Source organism: Streptomyces sp. NPDC055966 (assembly GCF_042269865.1).
GTDB lineage: Bacteria > Actinomycetota > Actinomycetes > Streptomycetales > Streptomycetaceae > Streptomyces.
On the sequence record NZ_JBHJYK010000005.1, the window covers coordinates 310,015 to 330,843 of the forward strand.

General features: G+C 72.6%; 15 protein-coding genes. 11 read left to right on the forward strand and 4 right to left on the reverse strand.

The genetic code is table 11. The features are described from left to right. Positions 1 to 70 precede the first annotated feature (70 nt). The 3 genes from ACFC8N_RS13635 (at position 71) to ACFC8N_RS13645 (ending at position 5,129) form a co-directional block, all read left to right on the forward strand. A complete protein-coding gene (locus tag ACFC8N_RS13635) occupies positions 71 to 1,168 on the forward strand; it encodes an alpha/beta hydrolase (protein WP_376288199.1) in 1,098 nt (365 codons plus the stop codon). Beyond that, on the forward strand, positions 1,165 to 3,576 hold the full coding sequence (locus ACFC8N_RS13640) for a GMC oxidoreductase (RefSeq protein ID WP_376288200.1): 2,412 nt from the start codon (positions 1,165 to 1,167) through the stop codon (positions 3,574 to 3,576). Before ACFC8N_RS13635 ends, ACFC8N_RS13640 begins: the two co-directional genes overlap by 4 nt. Positions 3,577 to 3,686: 110 nt before the next feature. Next, the gene (locus ACFC8N_RS13645; protein ID WP_376288201.1) at positions 3,687 to 5,129 is read left to right on the forward strand and encodes an MFS transporter; all 1,443 of its coding nucleotides are present in this window, start codon (positions 3,687 to 3,689) and stop codon (positions 5,127 to 5,129) included. Positions 5,130 to 5,233: 104 nt separating this feature from the next. On the opposite strand, the gene lgt is transcribed toward ACFC8N_RS13645, so the two are convergent. Next, positions 5,234 to 6,121, reverse strand: a complete 888-nt coding sequence (lgt, locus tag ACFC8N_RS13650; protein ID WP_356031880.1) for a prolipoprotein diacylglyceryl transferase — start codon at positions 6,119 to 6,121, stop codon at positions 5,234 to 5,236. A 192-nt stretch (positions 6,122 to 6,313) separates the two neighbouring features. On the opposite strand from lgt, the gene ACFC8N_RS13655 reads away from it, so the two are divergent. After that, on the forward strand, positions 6,314 to 6,826 hold the full coding sequence (locus ACFC8N_RS13655) for a MarR family winged helix-turn-helix transcriptional regulator (protein WP_356031882.1): 513 nt from the start codon (positions 6,314 to 6,316) through the stop codon (positions 6,824 to 6,826). Positions 6,827 to 6,886: 60 nt separating this feature from the next. Here ACFC8N_RS13655 and ACFC8N_RS13660 read toward each other — a convergent pair whose 3' ends face one another. Beyond that, entirely contained in the window at positions 6,887 to 8,311 is a 1,425-nt protein-coding gene (locus ACFC8N_RS13660) for a M1 family metallopeptidase (RefSeq protein ID WP_376288202.1), read from the reverse strand. Next, entirely contained in the window at positions 8,308 to 12,273 is a 3,966-nt protein-coding gene (locus ACFC8N_RS13665) for a Pls/PosA family non-ribosomal peptide synthetase (RefSeq protein WP_376288203.1), read from the reverse strand. Before ACFC8N_RS13665 ends, ACFC8N_RS13660 begins: the two co-directional genes overlap by 4 nt. Before the next feature lie 294 nt (positions 12,274 to 12,567). Here ACFC8N_RS13665 and msrA point away from each other — a divergent pair, with 294 nt between their 5' ends. From msrA to ACFC8N_RS13695, 6 genes are all read left to right on the forward strand, one after another. Next, positions 12,568 to 13,074, forward strand: coding sequence for a peptide-methionine (S)-S-oxide reductase MsrA (msrA, locus tag ACFC8N_RS13670; RefSeq protein WP_362820022.1), 507 nt, complete (start codon positions 12,568 to 12,570; stop codon positions 13,072 to 13,074). Between the two features lie 339 nt (positions 13,075 to 13,413). Continuing rightward, positions 13,414 to 14,499, forward strand: coding sequence for an S-(hydroxymethyl)mycothiol dehydrogenase (locus ACFC8N_RS13675; protein ID WP_356031891.1), 1,086 nt, complete (start codon positions 13,414 to 13,416; stop codon positions 14,497 to 14,499). Beyond that, on the forward strand, positions 14,499 to 15,131 hold the full coding sequence (locus tag ACFC8N_RS13680) for an MBL fold metallo-hydrolase (protein ID WP_376288204.1): 633 nt from the start codon (positions 14,499 to 14,501) through the stop codon (positions 15,129 to 15,131). The genes ACFC8N_RS13675 and ACFC8N_RS13680 overlap by 1 nt, the downstream gene beginning before the upstream one ends. A 258-nt stretch (positions 15,132 to 15,389) precedes the next feature. Next, complete coding sequence (locus tag ACFC8N_RS13685) at positions 15,390 to 15,752, forward strand: bifunctional 3-phenylpropionate/cinnamic acid dioxygenase ferredoxin subunit (protein WP_356031896.1); 363 nt, start codon at positions 15,390 to 15,392, stop codon at positions 15,750 to 15,752. Then, on the forward strand, positions 15,749 to 16,918 hold the full coding sequence (locus tag ACFC8N_RS13690) for an NAD(P)/FAD-dependent oxidoreductase (RefSeq protein WP_376288205.1): 1,170 nt from the start codon (positions 15,749 to 15,751) through the stop codon (positions 16,916 to 16,918). Before ACFC8N_RS13685 ends, ACFC8N_RS13690 begins: the two co-directional genes overlap by 4 nt. Positions 16,919 to 17,005: 87 nt before the next feature. Then, positions 17,006 to 18,139: an aromatic ring-hydroxylating dioxygenase subunit alpha gene (locus tag ACFC8N_RS13695; RefSeq protein WP_376288206.1), complete on the forward strand. Its 1,134-nt coding sequence runs from the start codon at positions 17,006 to 17,008 to the stop codon at positions 18,137 to 18,139. Positions 18,140 to 18,204: 65 nt separating this feature from the next. Here ACFC8N_RS13695 and ACFC8N_RS13700 read toward each other — a convergent pair whose 3' ends face one another. Then, positions 18,205 to 19,002 carry an IclR family transcriptional regulator gene (locus tag ACFC8N_RS13700; protein WP_356031903.1) on the reverse strand — a complete coding sequence of 266 codons (798 nt, stop codon included), beginning with the start codon at positions 19,000 to 19,002 and terminating at the stop codon, positions 18,205 to 18,207. A gap of 153 nt (positions 19,003 to 19,155) precedes the next feature. Between ACFC8N_RS13700 and betA the strand changes: the two genes are divergently transcribed. Beyond that, the gene (betA, locus tag ACFC8N_RS13705; RefSeq protein ID WP_356031905.1) at positions 19,156 to 20,826 is read left to right on the forward strand and encodes a choline dehydrogenase; all 1,671 of its coding nucleotides are present in this window, start codon (positions 19,156 to 19,158) and stop codon (positions 20,824 to 20,826) included. Positions 20,827 to 20,829 lie beyond the last annotated feature (3 nt).

Sequence of the window (20,829 nt, forward strand, 5' to 3'; positions counted from 1 at the left end):
ATGACCGGGCCGGTTCGTGTCGACGGGGGAGTGCACCACGACGGGGGAAGTGCGGAGGGGGAGCATGGCCATGGCACGGCGCATCCCGAGGTTCTCGCTCGACGGCGTGCCGGACGCTGAGTCGGCGCATCATCCGTTCACCACCGAGGACGGCCTGGGCCTGGGCCTGACGCGGTTCCGCCGGGGCGAGGGCGCCGATCCGGTGCTGCTGGTGCACGGACTGACCTCCGGCAGCGACCTCTTCACCATGCCCGAGCACCGCAATCTCACGAGTTACCTGCTCGACCACGGCTTCACCGACGTCTGGGTGCTGGACTCCCGGATGAGCAACCGCTTCCCGTACAACACCGAGCCGAGCCGCCGTACGCTCGACGACCTCGCCCGGTTCGACTACCCGGCGGCGCTCGCCGAACTCCGCCGGCACACGGGCCAGCGGCCCGTGCACGTCGTCGCGCACTGTCTCGGCTCGGTGGCCTTCGCCATGAGCCTGTCCGCGGGCACCGTGGACGGCATCGCCGCACTCGTGGCGAACAGCGTGGCCCTGACCCCACGGCTGACGTCCTGGTCCCGCTGGAAACTGGAGTACGGGCCCGAGCTGCTGCAACACGCTCTGGGAGTCTCCGTCCTGGATCCCCGCGCGCGCAGCGCACACCCGTTCACTCCCGGCTGGGCGCTGTCCCGGCTGGTCTCGCTGGCGCACCGGGAATGCGACAACCCCGCCTGCCACATGATCAGCTTCATGTGGGGGAGCGGCTGGCCCGCCCTCTACAGCCACGAGAACCTCCACCCGGTCACCCACGACCGCATCGCCGACCTGCTGGGCCCCAGCGGACTGGACTACCTGCGGCACGTGCGGAAGATGGTCCGGGCCGGGCACGCGGTGAAGTACGACCCCCGCGATCCGCGCCACGCCACGCTGCCCGACGACTACCTGACGGACGCCGCCGGGATCGACACACCGATCCTCTTCCTGGCCGGTGACCGCAACCATGTCTTCGGCGACTCCAACGTGATCTGCCACCGTGAGCTGTCCCGGCACGCCCCCGACCGGCACGAACTGGCCGTTCTGCCCGGCTACGGACACCTCGACCCGATCATCGGCAAGGACGCCGACCGCGACGTCTTCCCGCAGATCCTCGACTTCCTGCGGCGCCGGGCGGCGGCATGAGCGCCGGCACGCGGCCCGGCCGGCCGGTGCGAGGGGCGGGTCCGGGCACCGAGCATGTGGACGTCGTGGTGGTCGGTTCCGGATTCGGCGGCTCGGTGGCGGCCTGCCGGCTGGCCGAGGCCGGGCTGTCGGTGGTCGTGCTGGAGCGCGGCCGCGCCTGGCCGCCGGGCAGCTTCGCCCGGACGCCCGCCGAGTTCGGCCGCGCCTTCTGGGACCCGGACGCGGGCCTGCACGGGCTGTTCGACGTCTGGTCGTTCCGCGGCTGTGACGCGGTGGTGGCCAGCGGCCTCGGCGGTGGCTCGCTGATCTTCGCCAACGTGCTGCTGCGCAAGGACGAGCGCTGGTTCGTCCAGGAACAGCCGCTGCCCGGCGGCGGCCACGAGTCCTGGCCGGTCGGCCGCGCCGATCTGGACCCGCACTACGACGCCGTGGAACGGATGATGGGCGCCGTACCGTACCCACTGCACCGCCCCGGCTACGCGGACACCCCCAAGACCCGGGCGATGCGGGACGCCGCGGCCGCGCTGGGGCTGGAGTTCCAACTCCCGCCGCTCGCCGTCCGGTTCGCCCCCGCACCCGGTGCCGTACCGCAGCCGGGACTGCCGCTCGCCGACCGGGCGCACGCCAATCTGCACGGCGCCGCCCGCCGTACCTGCCGGCTGTGCGGCGAGTGCAACATCGGCTGCAACGACGGCGCGAAGAACAGCCTCGACTTCACGTATCTCTCGGCCGCCCGGATCCATGGCGCCGACCTGCGCACCGGGCACGACGTCCAGGCCGTCCGCCCCGGCCCGCGCGGCGGATACCAGGTCGACTACGTCCGGTACGACGGGCACGACGACACCGCGCCGCAGGCCGGCGAGCCGGGTCGCCCGCCGACGACGGGGACGCTCGCCTGCGACCGGCTGGTCCTGGCCGCCGGGACACTGGGCACCACACAACTCCTGCTGCGCTCGCGCAACCGGCTGCCCGGACTCGGCCCGGCGCTCGGCACCCGCTTCTCCAGCAACGGCGACATGCTGTCCTTCCTGATCAGGGCCAAGGACGGACACCCGGGCAGGGGCAGGCTGCTGAACCCGAGCAAGGGACCGGTGATCACCGCGGCCGTCCGCCTGCCCGACGAACTGGACGGCACACCCGGTGCCGGGCGCGGCGGCTACATCGAGGACGGCGGCTACCCCCAGTTCGTCCAGTGGCTGGCCGAGGGCGCCCGGGGTCCCCAGCACCTCTCCCGCACGGCCCGGTTCCTCACCCGCCAACTGGCCCGTCGGATCGGCCTCTTCCAGGAGCGCCGCCTCTCCCGGGACCTCGCGGAACTGCTGGGCGACGGCCTGCTCACCAGCACCTCCCTGCCTCTCCTCGGCATGGGCCGGGACATCCCCGACGGCGAGCTGAGGCTGCGCGGCGGCCGGCTCCACGTCACCTGGGCGACGGGCCACAGCGCGGCCACGCTCCGGCGGATCCGCTCGACGATGCGGCAGCTGGCGGACGCGCTCGACGCCGGTTACGCCGACAACCCGCTGTGGCACCTCGGGCGGACCGTCACCGTCCATCCGCTGGGCGGCGCCCCGATGGGCCGGCGGCCGGAGACGGGGGTGTGCGACGCGTTCGGCGAGGTGTACGGGCACCGGGGCCTGTACATCGCGGACGGCTCGGCGCTCCCCGGCCCGGTGGGCACCAATCCGGCCCTCACGATCGCCGCGCTCTCCGACCGCATGTGCACCCGGCTGCTGGAGAACCCCGCCGGCGGGGGAGCGGCGGCCGCGCCCCGGCCGGCCTACACCCGGCGCACCTCGCTGCTCTTCACCGAGACGATGCGCGGTCACTACGTCCCCGGGGCGCCCGGTGCGAAGGCCACCGGGCGGAACGGCGACGGGCGTGAACCCTTCGCCTTCCGGCTCACCATCACGGCCGACGACCTGGACGCCTTCCTGGACGACCCCGGCCATGAGGCCCGCGCCGACGGCTGGGTGGAGTCCCCCGCCTGCGGAGGCCGACGGCCGGTCCTGCACGGCAGGTTCAACCTCTTCGCACCGGCCGAGGGCAGCGGCGACGCACAGGCCCGGGACGGGGACATCCGCCGCGTGCTGCGCTACCGCCTCCACTTCACCGACGCACAGGAACGCCCCCGCACCTTCGCCGGACACAAGCAGATCACGCACGGCACCCCGTTGCGCCTGTGGCCGGACACCACCGCGCTGCCCTTCCATCTCCTCGCGGGACACCTCACCGACGAGGCAGCGGACACCGGGGCCCTGCTCCTCGGCACCGGCCGCCTCCACCTGGGGCTGCGCGACCTGGCCCAGCAGCTCACCACCTTCCGCACCACGGGCCCGGGCGGACCGGCCGCGCTGGCCCGCTTCGGGGAGTTCTTCCTCGGCCGACTGTGGGAGAGCTACGGTCCGTGAGGACACTGATACGTGACCGGTGTGCCGTGCTGCGCCGATACGGACGGCACTCACGGCGTCGAAGATAGGACGCTGGCAAAATATTTCGGTGGCCGATGTAATCTGGATGCATGGCCACCGACATGAAGCCCCCCGCGTCCAGGCGACGCTGGCCTGCCCTGCTCACCGTCGAGCGCGCCCGGCCGGAGGGGATAAGGGCGCGGCCGGGCGGCTGGTGGCTGGCTGTGGGCGCGGTGTGCTTCGGCGCGTTCATGGGCCAGCTGGACGCCAGCATCGTGACGCTGACCTACGGCAGCCTGCGCGACGAGTTCCGCACGTCGCTGGCGGCGGTGGAGTGGGTGTCGCTGGCCTATCTGCTGACCCTGGTGGCGCTCCTGGTGCCGGCCGGGCGGCTGGCGGACGCGCACGGCCGCAAGCTCCTGTACCTGTACGGGTTCGCCGTCTTCACCCTGGCCTCCGCCGCCTGCGGCTTCGCCCCCTGCCTGCTCGCGCTCGTCGCGTTCCGGGTGGTCCAGGCGGCCGGAGCGGCCATGATGCAGGCCAACAGCGTGGCCCTGGTGACGACCAGCGCACCGCGCGAGCGGATGCGCAGCGCCCTCGGCGTCCAGGCCGCTGCCCAGGCGCTGGGGCTGGCGCTGGGCCCCACGGTGGGCGGGGCACTGGTGTCGACGCTGGGCTGGCGCTGGGTGTTCTGGGTCAACGTCCCCGTCGGCGTGATCGCGCTGGTCGGGGGCCACTATCTGCTGCCCCGCACACGGGCGCGTACCCGTGTCGCACGCTTCGACTGGCGGGGGCTCGTCCTGCTGGCCTCGGCGACCACCGGCGCGCTGATGGGTGTCTCGGCGGCCTCCGGGCTGCCGGTGCCCGGCTGGGGCGTGGCCGCGCTGTTCGCGGTGGCGGCCGTGACGGGCCGGGGATTCGTCCGCCGCCAGCGAGGGACGGCCGCGCCCTTGCTCGACCTGGCCCTGCTCCGGGTGCGGGCGGTGACGTTCGGGCTGCTGGGCGCGTTCAGCGGCTATCTCGTGCTGTTCGGCCCGCTGGTGCTGGTGCCCGTGGTGCTCACCGCGCGGGGCACCTCGGAGCTGACCGCCGGGCTGGTGCTGACGGCCCTGCCGACCGGGTTCGCGCTGGCCGCGACCGGCGGTGACCGGCTGCTGCCGCACGGCCTTCCGGACCGCGGTCGCTGCCTGGCCGGGGCCGCGCTGTTCCTGGCCGCGACGGCCGCCCTGCTGGTCGTCCCCGTGACGGCTGCCTGGCTGGTGCCCGTGCTGGCGCTGACGGGTCTGGGCCTCGGGACGTTCACCCCGGCCAACAACGCCATGGTCATGGGCGCGATACCGGCCGGTTCCTCCGGCACGGGCGGCGGTCTCGTCAACATGACCCGTGGCCTGGGCACGGCACTCGGCGTCGCCCTGGTGACCCTCGCCCTGCACCTGGCGGGCGGCGCGGGCACGCAGACCGGAGCGCGCTGGGCGGCCGTCGTCCTCGTCGCGGCCTCGGCGACCGCGGTCGCCTCGGCGTGGCTGAGCCCTCGTACGGGACGGAAGGCGTGATCAGGGGAGCGGGAACCCCGCGCGGCTGCCCCCGGGGCCGGCGCCCCGGGCGGGAGTGACGGTCCGGGCCGCTCGCTGTCGCCGCGCGGTCCCGCGCTTCGCCGTCAGGCCTGCTTCCGGCCCGGCGTACCGGTCTCGGTCGTCCGCGTGCTGTCCGCGTCGTCGCCGGGCGGGTACGGGGCGTCGTCGTCGCCGTGCGGGCGGCGGCTCACGATCAGGTAGACCAGCGCGCCGGTGAACAGGACGATCGAGACGTAGTCGTTCAGGCGCAGGCCGAGGAAGTGGTTGGCGTGGTCGATGCGCAGGGCCTCGATCCAGGCCCGGCCGGTGGTGTAGGCGAGCACGTAGCAGGCGAACAGCCGCCCCCGGCGCAGCCGCCCGTGGTGCCGGCGGTCCAGCCACAGCAGCAGCGCCATGACGCCGAGGTCCCACAGCGACTCGTAGAGGAACGTCGGGTGGTACAGGGCCACGTTCGGGCTGTCGACGGGCCGGTGCGCCGGGTCGATGTACAGCGCCCACGGCAGGTGGGTGGGGCGGCCGTACAGCTCCTGGTTGAAGTAGTTGCCCCAGCGGCCGATCGCCTGGGCCAGCACCAGCCCGGGCGCGACCGCGTCGGCGAAGTCGGACAGCTTGATGCCGCGGCGCCGGCAGCCGAGCCACGCGCCGACCGCGCCGAGGGCCACCGCGCCCGGGATGCCCAGGCCGCCGTCCCAGATGTAGAGGGCGCGGACGGGCTGCTGCCCGGCGGTGAAGTACAGCTCCGGGTCGGTGATCACGTGGTAGAGCCGGCCGCCGAGGACGCCGAACGGCACGGCCCAGATGGCGATGTCGGCGATGTCCTCGCGGCGCCCGCCCCTGGCCTCCCAGCGGCGGCCGGTGAGCCATACGGCGGTGAAGATACCGGCCAGGATGCACAGTGCGTACGCGCGGATCGGCAGCGGTCCGAGGTGCCAGACCCCCTGCGAGGGGCTGGGGAGGTACGCCAGGTTCAAGAGATCGACCGTTTCTCGCACGTACGGAACCCGGCTCACGTGCCGGGGGCGGATCCCATCGACGATACATCGGACACCGAAGCTTTCGGTAAGGACAAATGGGGACAGCGGCGGCGGACCGGGTGTCCGGCCGGGCGTCCGGCCGCCGGACGGCTGAACCGCACCTGTGTGCCGCCCCGTTACCCTTGCCCCATGCCCGCGCAGCCCCGTACCGAGGTCTCCTCACCTCCCACCGGCCCCCTCGGCCGGGAGCCGGAGGCCCGCCAGCTCACCGAGGCCGTCACCCGGCTCCGGCGCGCGCTGCGCTCCTCGATCCGCACCGACTACCCGTGGGAGACGCTTCCCATGGCGCAGGTCGAGCTGTTGCAGGTGCTCGGCGAGCACTCGCCCGCGCGGATCAGCGACCTCGCCGCCCGCCGCAGGCTGGCGCCGAGCACGGTCAGCGGACTGATCGGGCAGATGATCACCGCCGGGCTGGTCACCCGCGACGTCGACGCCGCCGACCGCCGCGCCTCCGTCGTCGCCCTCACCGACGCCGGCCGCGAGAAGCTCGCCGCCTGGACCACCGCCCACGAACGCCGCATCGACGCCGCCCTCGCCGCCCTCGACGACAGCGCCCGGGCGGCCATCAAGGACGCGCTGCCCGCCCTGTTCCAGCTGGCCGAGCACCTCGGCGAACCGGCCGACGGCGCGGCGGAGGACTGACGGAAGCCGGGAGACACGCGTCCGCCCCCTCGCCGCGTACGGGCGAGGGGGCGGACGGGCTCAGACCTGCACGTCGTCCGCGCGCGGACGCGGCAGGTGCGGGAGCCGCTTGTCGTAGAGCCAGGCGCGCAGCAGGGGCTCCAGCTCCGCGGGCCGGGACCGTCCGGCGTGGGCGATGAAGGCGGCGGTCCCGGCGCTCCTGCCGCGGTGCGTCTCGTGCCAGCCGCGCAGCATCGCGAAGAACCGCTCGTCACCCAGCGTCAGGCGCAGCGCGTGCAGTGCGCACGCGCCCCGGTTGTAGACGCGTTCGTCGAAGATGCGGTGCGGTCCCGGATCGGCCGTCCGCAGGTTCTGCACGCCCTTCGCCATCGTGTGCCAGGCCTGCCGGGCGATGTCGTCCGCGGAGTCCTCGCCGATGTGCTCCGACCACAGCCACTCGCCGTACGTGGCGAAGCCCTCGTTGAGCCAGATGTCGCGCCAGTCCCGCAGGCTCACGCTGTTGCCGTACCACTGGTGGACGAGTTCGTGGGCCACGAGGGTCTCCCAGGTCCGGTGGCCGTCGACGTGGTTGCGCCCGAAGACGGAGACCGTCTGGTTCTCCACGGGCTCGTCCAGCTCCGCGTCCACGACGACCGCGCCGTACGTCTCGAACGGATACGGCCCGAACCAGTCGGTGAACGCGCTGAGCATGGCGGGCTGGCGGCCCAGATCGTGCCGGGCAGCGGCTGCCAGCCGGGCGGGGAAGGCGTTGCGTCCGGCGATCCGGCGGCCGGTCGAGGAGTCGCGCGCCTCCCAGGTGTCGTAGGCGAAGCGGCCCGTGTACAGCGAGGCGAGATAGGGGGCCATCGGACCCGGGTGGTGGTAGGTCCAGCACGCGGTCGACTCCGACTCGCTCCGCTCCAGCAGCGTCCCGTTGGCGACCACCTGGTGACCGCGCGGCACGGTCACCCGGAAGGTGAACTCGGCCTTGTCGTCCGGGCGGTCGTTGCACGGGAACCACGACGGGGCGCCGAGCGGCTGCGAGGCGACCAGCGTCCCGTCGTGCGCGTCGCCGGTGCGGTCCCAGCCGATCTGCCCGAACGGCGTGCGCAGCGGACCCGGCCGGCCGCCGTAGCCGATCTCCACGCTGAAGGGGGTACCGGCGCGGAGCGTGCGCGGGGCCGGCAGGACCAGCTTGTCCCGCCGCCTGCCGGGGCGTACGGCGGTCCCGTCGATCCGCGCGTCGTACACGGCCAGCCGGGCGAGGTCGAGCTCGACCTGCGGCAGTGTACGGTCCGCCACCGCCCGGATGTGCGCCCGTCCGTCGAGCCTGCCGGCGGCCGGGTCGTACGCCAGGTGCAGGTCGTAGGAGAGGGTGCGGTGACCGTACGAGCCATGGCTCGCGAAGTAGCGTTCGGCCTGGCGCGGCAGCTGGTCCGCGGCCGTCGCCGCGAGCGGGGCGAGCGCCGCGCCGCGCAGCAGCGCCCGCCGGGTGCACCACCTCATGCCGCCTCCCCACCGGCGAGCGGGGCGGCGGGCGCGGTCGCGTCGGCGCCCGCGATGGGGTTGCCCGCCCAGCGGGTGCCCTCCGGCACGGTCTCGCCGCGCATCACGAGCGAGGCGGCGGCGATGGAGGCACCGGCGCCGATCGTGGTGCCGGGCAGGGCGATGCTGTGCGGGCCCAGGGAGGCGCCGGCCGCCAGCTCCACGGTGTCCATCCGCATGATGCGGTCGTGGAAGAGATGGGTCTGGAGCACACATCCGCGGTTGACGCTGGCGCCGTCGCCGAGGGTGACCAGATCGGTCTCCGGCAGCCAGTAGGTGTCGCACCACACACCGCGTCCGATGCGTGCGCCGAGGCTGCGCAGCCACCAGTTCAGCACCGGGGTGCCCACGTGTGCGCCCGCCGCCCATGGCACGGCCAGTACCTCGACGAACGTGTCGAACAGCTCGTTGCGCCACACGAACGGTGACCACAGCGGGCGCTCGCCGACCCGGAACCGGCCCACCAGCAGCCACTTGGCGCCGGTCGTGACGAGACAGGCCGCCAGGCCCGCGGCCATGAGCAGCGGGGCGGCGGTGAGCGCGGCCAGGGGCAGCCCGCCGAGGTCGAAGAACCGCTGCTCGCCGAGGAACAGGGTCTCCGCCAGCACCGTGCCGAGGACCATCGGCAGCAGGCGGCACAGCTCCACGGCCGCGCGGGCCGCCACCAGCCGCCGGGGCGGGGCGAACGTGCGCGCCGGGTCGCCGGTCTCCGGCAGCCGGGGCAGCGGCATCGCGGGCCGGCCGATCCAGGACATGCCGGGCTCGCCCTGCTGCGGCGCGTCGGACAGCACGCCGACCAGCGCGTGGTCGGCGACCTCGCGGCCCGGTCCGACGATGCCGGAGTTGCCGACGAACGCGCGCTCGCCGACCCGTACCTCCCCCAACTTCAGCCAGCCGCCGCGCAGTTCGTACGGCGCGACCAGCGTGTCGTCGGCGAGGAACGCCCCGTCCTCCACCGTGAGCAGCGACGGCAGCGGCAGCACCGTGGAGATCTCGGTGCCGCGGCCGACGCGGGCGCCGAGCAGCCGCAGCCAGGACGGCGTCGCCAGGCTCGCGTACAGCGGGAAGTAGCCGGCCCGGGCACCGTCGAGGATCCGTGTCACGAGCCAGGCGCGCCAGGCCACGCCGCCGTCCGCACGGTGCATGCCGGGCCTGATCGACCGGTTCAGCAGCCGCACGGTCGCCGCGGTGAGCAGCAGCCCGAACACCATCGTCATGACGGCGAACAGCGGGGCCGCGGCGAGCAGGTGCCCCGCCGCGCCGGACAGCGTCGGCGTGGAGCGGACCAGCAGCCAGGTGAGGAACAGGGCGGGGGCCGCCGCCAGCAGCGAGGTCAGGGGCAGTACGGTCAGGGAGAGCGCGTAGGCCACGTGCCAGCGGCGCCGACGGTCCGCCGGGGGTGCCGGCCACCCGACACCCGCGAGACGCTCGGCGGGCTCGGCCGGCCGGGCCGGCGAGCCGGTCCACACCATGCCGTCCGGGATCCGCTCGCTCAGACAGCTGCCGGCGGTCAGTTCCGCGCCACGGCCCACCACGGCACCAGGCAGCAGCGTGCTGCGGTGACCGACCCGCGCGCCCGCCCCGACCGAGATCCGGCCGACGTGCAGCGTGTCACCGTCCAGCCACCAGCCCGCGATGTCCGCCTCGGGTTCGATGCTGCACCCGTCGCCCAGCTCGGCGAGGCCCGTCACCGGGGGCATCGTGTGCAGCTGGACGTCGCGCCCGGTGCGGCAGCCCAGGATGCGGGCGTACAGGACCGCCCACGGGGTGCCGAGCAGGGACGGCACGCCGAACGTGGCGACCGCCCGTTCCGCGGTCCACAGCCGCAGATGCGTGCTGCCCCCGCGCGGGTGGGCGCCCGGAGTGATCGAGCCGGCCAGGGTGCGGGCGAGGACCGCGCCGGTCAGACAGCGCACCGGCGAGCTGAACAGCACCACCCAGCCGGCCAGGACCAGCCACCACGACGTGTGCGGCGCCCACTGGTGCGGCGCGACCCAGCCGAGCACGTTGTCGGCCGCCGCCAGCCCGACCAGTCCGCGCAGGCCCGTGACGGCGTAACCGGCCAGCTGCACGAAGAACTGCACGACGGCGGTCGTCCGGGGGATCGGCCGGACCTCGCGCACCTCCCGCGTGGTCCCGGCGAGGGAGTCGAGGTGGTCGGCCATGCGGTGCAGCACCGAGTGCCGGTAGAGGTCGGCGACGGACAGGCCCGGATACTCCTCGCGGAGCATCGAGGCCATCCGGGCGGCCGTCAGGCTGGTGCCGCCGAGCGCGACGAAGTCGCTGTCCGGGCCGGGCCGCAGCCCGAGCAACTGCTCCCAGACGTCCGCCAGCCGCACCGCCGTACCCTCCAGCGGCTGGTCCCCGCCACCGCCGTCGCTCTCGCCGCCCGCCAGGGGAACCGGCCAGGGCAGGGCCGTGCGGTCGACCTTCCCGGAGGCGCGCGTGGGCAGCGTCGGCACCTCGGCCAGCACCGGCACGAGCGCCGCGGGCAGTTGCTCGGCGAGCAGTGCTCTGGCCTTGCCCGCCTCGAACGCGGACCGCCCCTCCACGTCCTGTTCCGGTACGACGTACCCGACCAGGATCGAGGCACCGGCGGCCGTCGGCTGCACGGCAGCGGCCGCGCCGCGCACCCCCGGCAGGGCGAGCAGGGCCGCGTCGATCTCGCCCAGCTCCACGCGCCGTCCGCCGAGCTTGACCTGGTCGTCGACGCGGCCGAGGAACACCAGCCCCGCGGCGTCGGCGCGCACGAGGTCGCCCGAGCGGTAGGCGCGGAGAGAGTCCAGCGCGGGGCACGGCCGGAAGCGCTCCGCGTCCTTGACGGGGTCGAGGTAGCGCGCGGTACCGGCACCGGCGATGACCAGCTCGCCCTGCTCCCCGTACGCCACCGGTTCCCCGGCCTCGTCGACCACGGCAAGGTCCCAGCCCGCCAGCGGCAGGCCGATGCGCACGGTGCGGCCGCGCCGCAGCGGGGCGGCGCAGGCCACGACGGTGGTCTCCGTGGGGCCGTAGGTGTTCCACATCTCCCGCTCGGGACCGGCGAACCGCTCGACCAGGCCGGGCGGGCAGGCCTCGCCGCCCAGGATCAGCAACCGCACGCGGCGCAGGGCCTGTTCGGGCCACATGGCCAGCAGGGTCGGCACGGTGGAGACGACGGTGATGCCCCGTTCGTCGAGCCACGGCCCGAGTTCGTGGCCCGCCCGGACCAGGGCGCGTTCGGCCGGTACCAGGCAGGCACCGGAACCCCAGGCCAGCCACATCTCCTCGCAGGAGGCGTCGAAGGCGACGGACAGCCCCGCGAGGACCCGGTCACCGGGGCCGAGCGGCCGCTCGCGCAGGAACAGCCGCGCCTCGGCGTCCACGAACGCGGCCGCGGACCGGTGGGTGACGGCCACGCCCTTGGGGGCGCCGGTCGAGCCGGAGGTGAAGATGATCCACGCGTCGTCCACCGGAGCGGGCGCGCGGCGGCCGCGCACCGCCCCCGACGCGACGGCCGCCCCGGCGGGCTGCGGGTGGGGGCCGAGGACGAGGCACACCCCGGCCTCGCGGAAGACGGTGGCCGCCCGCTCCTCGGGGTCGTCCGCGTCGACCGGTACGTAGGCCGCTCCGCAGTGCAGTACGGCGAGGATCGACAGATACAGCTCGGCGGTGCCCGAGGGGATCCGGATCCCCACCCGGTCGCCGGGACCGACACCCTGGCCGGTGAGCCGCTGGGCACGACGCACGACCTCGGCCGACAGCTCGCGGTAGGTCAGTGTTTCCGTGCCGGTGTCCAGGGCCGGGGCGTCCGGATTCCGGGCGACGGTGGATTGCAGGACATCGACGAGGGTACGCGGCGACGAGGCGGCCGCGGAGCGGAAGAGAGCCTGATTCCCAGGCGAGCCGAGTGGGGGGTGTGACGCATCGAATGCGGGCGAAGACAAAGTGGTGCCTCTGGTGTGCGGTGCCAACGGATGCGAAATCCATTACGTCTAGTCAGACGTACTTGTACCGCGAGGCGTTCACCAACTCATTGCAATTAATACACGGTCGGCCCATGGGGGGAAATTGATGAAGTCCAAACCGTGATTCGGCCACTCGATTTGGCGTACGTACATTCTCTTCAATTACGGAAAGAATTCGGCGTGAGAACGGTTTGATTTCTGCGCCCTCATTGTATGATGATCGCATGGTCGGCGCGTCCATCGGGCGCCGGGCGCGAGCGTCAGGAGTGATCGATGACTGTGGGAACCGAGCGGGCCGTGCTGGCGGGCGGTTGTTTCTGGGGTATGCAGGATCTGGTCCGCAAGCAGCCGGGTGTGGTCGCCACGCGTGTCGGCTACAGCGGCGGGGACACGCCGAACGCCACGTACCGCGACCACGGCGACCACGCCGAGGCCATCGAGATCCTCTTCGACCCGGCGGTCACGAGCTACCGCGACCTGCTGGAGTTCTTCTTCCAGGTCCACGACCCGACCACGAAGGACCGCCAGGGCAACGACATCGGGCGCAGCTACCGGTCCGCCATCTTCTACGGCGACGAGGGGCAGCACCGCGTCGCCCTGGACACGATCGCCGACGTCGAGGCGAGCGGGCTCTGGCCGGGCAAGGTCGTCACGGAAGTGGAGCCCCTGGGCGACTTCTGGGAGGCCGAACCCGAGCACCAGGACTACCTGGAGCGCTACCCCGACGGCTACACCTGCCACTTCCCCCGCCCGAACTGGAAGCTGCCGCGCCGGGCGTGAACGCCCCCGACGGACCGGGCGCCAGGGTGACGTGTCCCCGCGGCGCCCGGTCCGTTGCGTAGAGCGGCTGCCGCGGCGGGCGGGGCGTTCGCCGCTGCTCGATCTCGCGCTGCCGCAGGTCCGTTCCTCGGGCGCCGAGCCCGCCGCCGCCCGCAACTCCGCGCCGTCGCCCCGTACTTGGGGCAGGTCCGCGACGGACGCCTCCGGCCGGTCGGCACGGACCGAAGCCCCGATTCTTGACCGCCGCCCCGGCCTCCGCGATGCTGTGTTGCGAAGCGCGAGATGCGTGCCGTAATGGGCAACATAGGCAACATCCCAACTGTCAGCCGAGGAGTGGCCATGTCTCAGCAGGTCCGTGCTGTCGTCGCGATGCGCAGGGGCGCCCCCGTCAGTCTGGAAACGATCGTCGTGCCCGATCCCGGACCGGGCGAGGCGCTGGTCAAGATCGAGGCCTGCGGTGTCTGCCACACCGATCTGCACTATCGCGAGGGCGGGATCAGTGACGACTTCCCGTTCCTGCTGGGGCATGAGGCGGCGGGAGTCGTGGAAGCGGTGGGGGAGGGTGTCACCGACGTCGCTCCCGGTGACTTCGTCATCCTCAACTGGCGTGCGGTGTGCGGTCAGTGCCGGGCCTGTCTGCGCGGGCGGCCGTGGTACTGCTTCGACACGCACAACGCGAAGCAGAAGATGACGCTGACCGACGGCACGGAGCTGTCGCCGGCGCTGGGGATCGGTGCGTTCGCGGAGAAGACGCTGGTGGCGGCGGGACAGTGCACGAAGGTGGACCCGGCCGCGTCCGCGGCTGCCGCCGGGCTGCTGGGATGCGGCGTGATGGCGGGTCTGGGTGCGGCGATCAACACCGGGAACGTCGGCCGCGGTGACAGCGTCGCCGTGATCGGCTGCGGTGGGGTCGGGGCCGCGGCCGTCGCCGGGTCGAAGCTGGCCGGCGCGGCGAGGATCATCGCCGTCGACATCGACGACCGCAAGCTCGCCACGGCGACGAAGCTGGGCGCGACCCACACCGTCAACTCCAGGCAGGCGGACGCGGTTGACGCCGTGCGCGAGCTGACCGGCGGCTTCGGCGCGGACGTGGTGATCGACGCGGTGGGGCGTCCGGAGACGTACCGGCAGGCCTTCTACGCCCGTGACCTCGCCGGCACCGTCGTCCTGGTCGGCGTGCCGACGCCGGAGATGAAGCTGGAGCTGCCCCTGCTCGATGTGTTCGGGCGGGGCGGGGCGTTGAAGTCGTCCTGGTACGGCGACTGCCTGCCCTCCCGGGACTTCCCGATGCTGATCGACCTGCATCTCCAGGGCCGGCTCGACCTGGACGCCTTCGTCACCGAGACCATCGCCCTCGACGACGTGGAGAAGGCGTTCGAGCGGATGCACCACGGCGACGTCCTGCGCTCGGTGGTCGTCCTCTGATGCCGGGCACCCGCATCGAACGCCTCGTCACCTCGGGGACGTTCTCGCTCGACGGCGGCACCTGGGACGTCGACAACAACGTGTGGATCGTGGGCGACGACACCGAGGTGATCGTCGTCGACGCCGCCCACGACGCCGAGGCCGTCGTCCGGGCCGTCGGCGGACGCGCCCTGCGGGCGATCGTGTGCACCCACGCGCACAACGACCACATCGACGCCGCGCCCGAACTCGCCGCCCGGACCGGGGCGCCCGTCCTGCTGCACTCCGGCGATCTGGAACTGTGGAAACAGACCCATCCCGACCGGGCGCCCGACGCCGAGCTGACCGACGGGCAGCCCCTCCTGGTCGCGGGGACGGAGCTGACCGTGCTGCACACCCCGGGCCACGCCCCCGGGGCCGTGTGCCTGTACGCCCCACGGCTCTCCGCGCTCTTCAGCGGCGACACGCTCTTCGCCGGCGGGCCGGGCGCGACCGGACGGTCGTACAGCGACTTCCCGACCCTCATCGGCTCGATCAGCGAGCGCCTCCTCACCCTGCCGGACGACACCGTCGTACACACCGGTCACGGTGACACCACCACCATCGGCGCCGAGGCGCCGCATCTCCAGGAGTGGATCGACCGCGGTTTCTGACCGCCCGGTCGGTGAGCGGCCCTGCCCCCGGTGCCTCCCCCGTGCGGACGGCATCGGCGGCAGGGCCGTCGGCGCGCCTCACGGACGCCCGTTTCCCCCCGTCTGACCTGCGCTTTCGAGGGCGCTTCGGCATGCCCGGAACGGCGTCGGCGCAGCCCGCGCAACCTGGCCTTCCGACGCCTTGACAAGCCTTCAGCGCCGCCAGCAGACTGACGTTGCGCTCATCGCAATCCGTTTCGCTATACGCACCGAGGTGTCATGATGATTCCCGCGTGCCGTCTCGCGGATCTGCCGCGAGGCGAGGCCCATCGGCTCGACGTCGACCCGCCCGTGGCGGTGTTCCACACCGACGACGGTGAACTCTTCGCCGTCGACGACACCTGCACCCACCAGGACGCGTCGCTCGCCGACGGCTGGCTGGAGGGCTGTGAGGTGGAATGTCCCCTGCACGCCTCGAAGTTCGACCTGCGGACGGGTGCCGTGGACGCACCCCCGGCCAAGCTGCCGGTCCGCACCCACGAGGTCGTCGTCGAGGACGGCATGATCCACGTCCGGCTCTCCACGGCGGCACCCAACCTGCCGCCGTGCGTCTCCGCCCGCCTGGCCGGAGGCGCCGCGTGAGGACCGTGGCCGTCGTAGGCGCCTCGCTGGCCGGTCTGTCGGCCGCGCGCTCGCTGCGCAAGCGGGGTTACGACGGCCGGCTGGTCCTCGTCGGCGAGGAACTGCACCGGCCGTACGACAGGCCGCCGCTGTCCAAGGAGTTCCTGGCCGGCGCCCTCGGCGAGGCCGAACTGGCGCTGGAGCGGGACGACGAGGACCTCCAGGCGGAGTGGGTGCTCGGCACTCGCGCCACCGGACTCGACCGCACCGAGCGGGCGATCCGGCTCGCCGACGGCCGGGAGATCCGCGCCGACGGCGTGGTCGTCGCCACCGGCGCGGCCGCCCGCACCCTGCCCGGCACCGAGGGCCTCGCCGGTGTCCACGTGCTGCGCACGCTGGACGACGCCCGCGCCCTGCGCGACGAACTGGCCCTGGGCGGACGGCTGGTGGTGATCGGCGGCGGGTTCGTCGGCGCCGAGGTCGCCTCCACCGCGTACGCACTCGGTCTCGACGTCACCGTGGTCGAGGCGGCCCCGACGCCGCTGGCCGGCCCGCTGGGCGCGGCCATGGGCGCCGTCGTCTCCGCCCTGCACGCCGATCACGGCGTCCGCCTGCTGTGCGGTGCGGGAGTCAAGGGGCTCGGCGGGGAGCGCCGGGTGGACGCCGTGCTCCTGGAGGACGGCCGCAGCGTTCCCGCCGACACCGTCGTCGTCGGCGTGGGGGCCCGCCCCTGTGTCGACTGGCTCGACGGATCCGGTGTCGCCCTCGACAACGGCGTGAAGTGCGGCGCCGACGGCCGCACGGCCCTGGCCGGGGTGGTCGCCGTGGGCGACTGCGCCAACTGGTACGACCCGCACACCGGCGCCCACCGCCGGGTCGAGCACTGGACCGGCGCACTGGAACGGCCGGACACCGCCGTCGCCACGCTCCTCGCGGGCGGCGCCAGGGAACCGGGCGTGCCCCGGCCCGCGTACTTCTGGTCGGACCAGTACGGCGTGAGGATCCAGTTCGTCGGCCACGCGGCCGGGGCCGACGAGGTGACGGTCGAGGAGGGCTCGACCGGCGACCGCAGCTTCCTCGCCGTGTACCGGCGGGCGGGCCGGCCGGTCGCCGTGCTCGGGATGAACCAGCCGCGGCTGTTCACCCGCTGGCGCAAACAGCTCACCTCCGCGGCGACCGGGTCCTGACGCCACCGCGGATCGACGTGCCGATGTGCCGACGTATCGATGTACCGACGTATTGACGACACCACGACGTTTCCCGAGGAGTGCACCGTGACCTCGACCAGCCTGCCGGACAGCCTGATCGCCACCCTCCCCGGCTCCGCCTACACGGACCCCGGTGTCTTCGCCCAGGAACAGGAGCACATCTTCGAGACGATGTGGTTCTGTGTCGCGCGCTCGTCCGAACTGGCGAAACCCGGCGCGTTCCGCACCGTCGACGTGGGCCGCGAGAGCATCCTCGTCACCCGCGCCCGGGACATGTCCGTCCGGGCCTACTTCAACGTCTGCCGGCACCGTGGGGCCAGGCTCCGCACCGAGGAGACGGGCGAGGTCAAGCGCGCCTTCCAGTGCCCGTACCACGCCTGGACGTACGACCTGGAGGGCAAGCTCGTCGCGGCGCCCAACCTCACCAGGATGCCCGACGTCGGCCGCACCGAGTACGGCCTGGTGAGCGTGGCCGTGCGGGAATGGCTCGGCTATGTCTGGGTGTGCCTCGCGGAGCACCCGCCCTCCTTCGAGGAGGACGTCATCGGCGAGGTGATCACCCGCCTCGGCGACGTCGAGTCGATCGACCGCTACGACATCGCGAACCTCTCGGTGGGCAGGCGGATCGTCTACGACGTGCGGGCGAACTGGAAGCTCATCATCGAGAACTTCATGGAGTGCTACCACTGCGCCACCATCCACCCCGAACTCACCGAAGTGCTGCCGGAGTTCGCCGACGGCTACGCCGCCCAGTACTACGTCGGCCACGGCGCCGAGTTCGGCACGGACGTCCGGGGCTTCACCGTGGACGGCTCCGAGGGCCTGGACCGCATTCCCGGGGTTTCCGAGGAACAGGACCGCCGGTACTACGCGATCACCGTCAAACCGCAGGTCTTCATCAACCTCGTGCCCGACCACGTGATCTTCCACCGGATGTACCCGGTGGCCGCCGACCGCACGATCGTCGAGTGCGACTGGCTCTACCTGCCGCACGTCGTGGAGAGCGGCAAGGACGTCAGCCGGTCCGTGGAGCTCTTCGACCGGGTCAACCGCCAGGACTTCGACGCCTGCGAGCGCACCCAGCTCGGCATGGGTTCACGGCTCTACGGCAAGGGCGGCGTGCTGGTCCCCAGCGAGCACCACATCGGCGCCTTCCACGACTGGGTGAGCGAGCGTCTCGGCGCACGCACGCCGCAGTAGCAGGGGTCGCCCGTGGCCCGCGCAGGGGGCGAACGCGGGCCGAACGGCGGTCGTACCGGGTGCGATCAGCCCAGGTATCCCATCCGGTGACTGATCTCCTCCGCGCCCTTGACGAGCAAGGGAGCCAGCTCGTGCATGCGCTCCTCGGTGAACCGGTACCCGGGCCCGGACGCGCTGACCGAGGCGATGACCCGGCCGTCCCGGTCCCGGATCGGGGCGGCCATGGCGTGCAGCCCGATCTCCAGCTCCTCCAGCGTCCAGGCGTAACCGCGCTCCCGGGCCTCGGTGAGGTTCTTCTCCAGCTTCGCCTTCGAGGAGATCGTGTGCGGGGTCAGCTTCTTCTGGCCCGTCTCCGTCAGCAGCGCGGCGCGCTCCTCGGCGGGCAGGTGGGCCAGCATGATCTTGCCGCTGGAGGTGGCGTGCAGCGGGGTCAGCTGGCCGACCCAGTTGTGCGCGGTGACGGCGGCCTGCCCGCGCACCTGGTAGAGGTTGATCGCGTAGTGCTCCTGCAGCACGGCGATGTTGACCGTCTCGCCGATCTCCTCGGCCAGCCGCTCGCACACCGGCCGGCTCTGCTGGGTGATGTCGATACGCGCCGTGACGGCGCCGGCCAGGCGTACGATGCCGAAGCCGAGGGAGTACTTGCCCCGCTCGCCCGACTGCTCCACCAGGCCGCGCGCCTCCAGGGCGCCGAGCAGACGGAACGCGGTCGACTTGTGCACGTCGATCTCGGCGGCCACCTCGCTCACTCCCGCCTCGCCACGCTGCGCGAGGATTTCGAGGACGCTGATGGCCCGGTCGACGGACTGCACCCCGCCGGACTGTGGTCCGCTTGTTCCGGTATCCGGACTGTAGTTGCTCATGACGGAACTATACGCGCAGTAAACAACACCTTTCACGTAACGCGGTGTGAACAAGGATCTTACAAGTTGCGTTGTTCGCAACCTGGTGCGCATTGCGACACCCGTACTAGCATGCCGCGCATCACGACGGCGCGAGCGAGACGAGGCGGACACATGGCTCCTCTGCACTACGACTTCGTCATCGTCGGCGGCGGATCGGCCGGCAGCGCACTGGCGAACCGGCTGTCGGCCGACCCCGGAAACCGTGTGCTCGTCCTGGAGGCGGGCCGCTCCGACTACCCCTGGGACGTCTTCATCCACATGCCCGCGGCCCTCACCTACCCCATAGGCAGCCGCTTCTACGACTGGAAGTACGAGTCCGAGCCCGAGCCGCACATGGGCGGCCGGCGCATCTACCACGCCCGCGGCAAGGTGCTCGGCGGCTCCAGCAGCATCAACGGCATGATCTTCCAGCGCGGCAACCCCATGGACTACGAGCGCTGGGCCGCCGACCCCGGCATGGAGACCTGGGACTACGCCCACTGCCTGCCGTACTTCCGGCGGATGGAGAACTGTCTGGCGGCCGACCCGGACGACGAGTTCCGCGGCCACGACGGACCCCTCGTCCTGGAGCGCGGCCCGGCGACGAACCCGCTCTTCGGTGCCTTCCTCCAGGCCACCCAGGAGGCGGGCTACGCCCCCACCGACGACGTCAACGGCTACCGGCAGGAGGGCTTCGCCAAGTTCGACCGCAACGTCCACCGCGGACGTCGGCTGTCGGCCGCGAAGGCCTACCTCAAGCCCGCGATGAAGCGGCCGAACCTCACCGTGCGCACCCGCACGCTCGTCACCCGGGTGCTCTTCGAGGGCGAACGGGCCGTCGGCGTCGAGTACCGGCGCGGCAAGGGCGCGCCCCAGCAGGTGCGGGCCGGCGAGGTCATCCTGTGCGGCGGCGCGATCAACTCGCCCCAGTTGCTCCAGCTTTCCGGCGTCGGCAACGCCGCCGAACTGTCCGCCCTCGGCATCGACGTCGTCCACGACCTGCCGGGCGTCGGCGAGAACATGCAGGACCACCTGGAGGTGTACGTCCAGTACGCCTGCAAGCGGCCCGTGTCCATGCAGCCGTACATGGCGAAGTGGCGTGCCCCCTTCATCGGGCTGCAATGGCTGTTCCGCAAGGGGCCCGCGGCCACCAACCACTTCGAGGCGGGCGGATTCGCCCGCAGCAACGAGGACGTGGAGTATCCCAACCTGATGTTCCACTTCCTGCCGGTCGCGGTCCGCTACGACGGCTCCTCGCCGGCCGGCGGCCACGGCTATCAGGTGCACGTCGGACCCATGTACTCCGACGCGCTCGGCTCGGTGAAGATCAGGAGCAGGGACCCGCGGGTCAAGCCCGCGCTGCGCTTCAACTACCTCTCCACCGAGCAGGACCGGCGCGAGTGGGTCGAGGCGATCCGCGTCGCCCGCAGGATCCTCAACCAGCCCGCGCTCGCCTCCTACAACGGCGGCGAGGTCTCGCCCGGACCCTCCGTCGACACCGACGAGGAGATCCTCGCCTGGGTCGCCAAGGAGGGCGAGACGGCCCTGCACCCCTCCTGCACCTGCAAGATGGGCACCGACGAGATGGCCGTCGTCGACCCGCTGACCCTGCGGGTGCACGGCGTGGACGGGCTGCGCGTGGTGGACGCCTCGGTGATGCCCTACGTCACCAACGGCAACATCTATGCGCCGGTGATGATGGTCGCCGAGAAGGCCGCCGACATCATTCTCGGCAGGCAGCCGCTGGAGCCCTCCAAGGCCGTGTACTACCGGCACGGCGACGCCCGGACACAGGCCGGGTAGCCG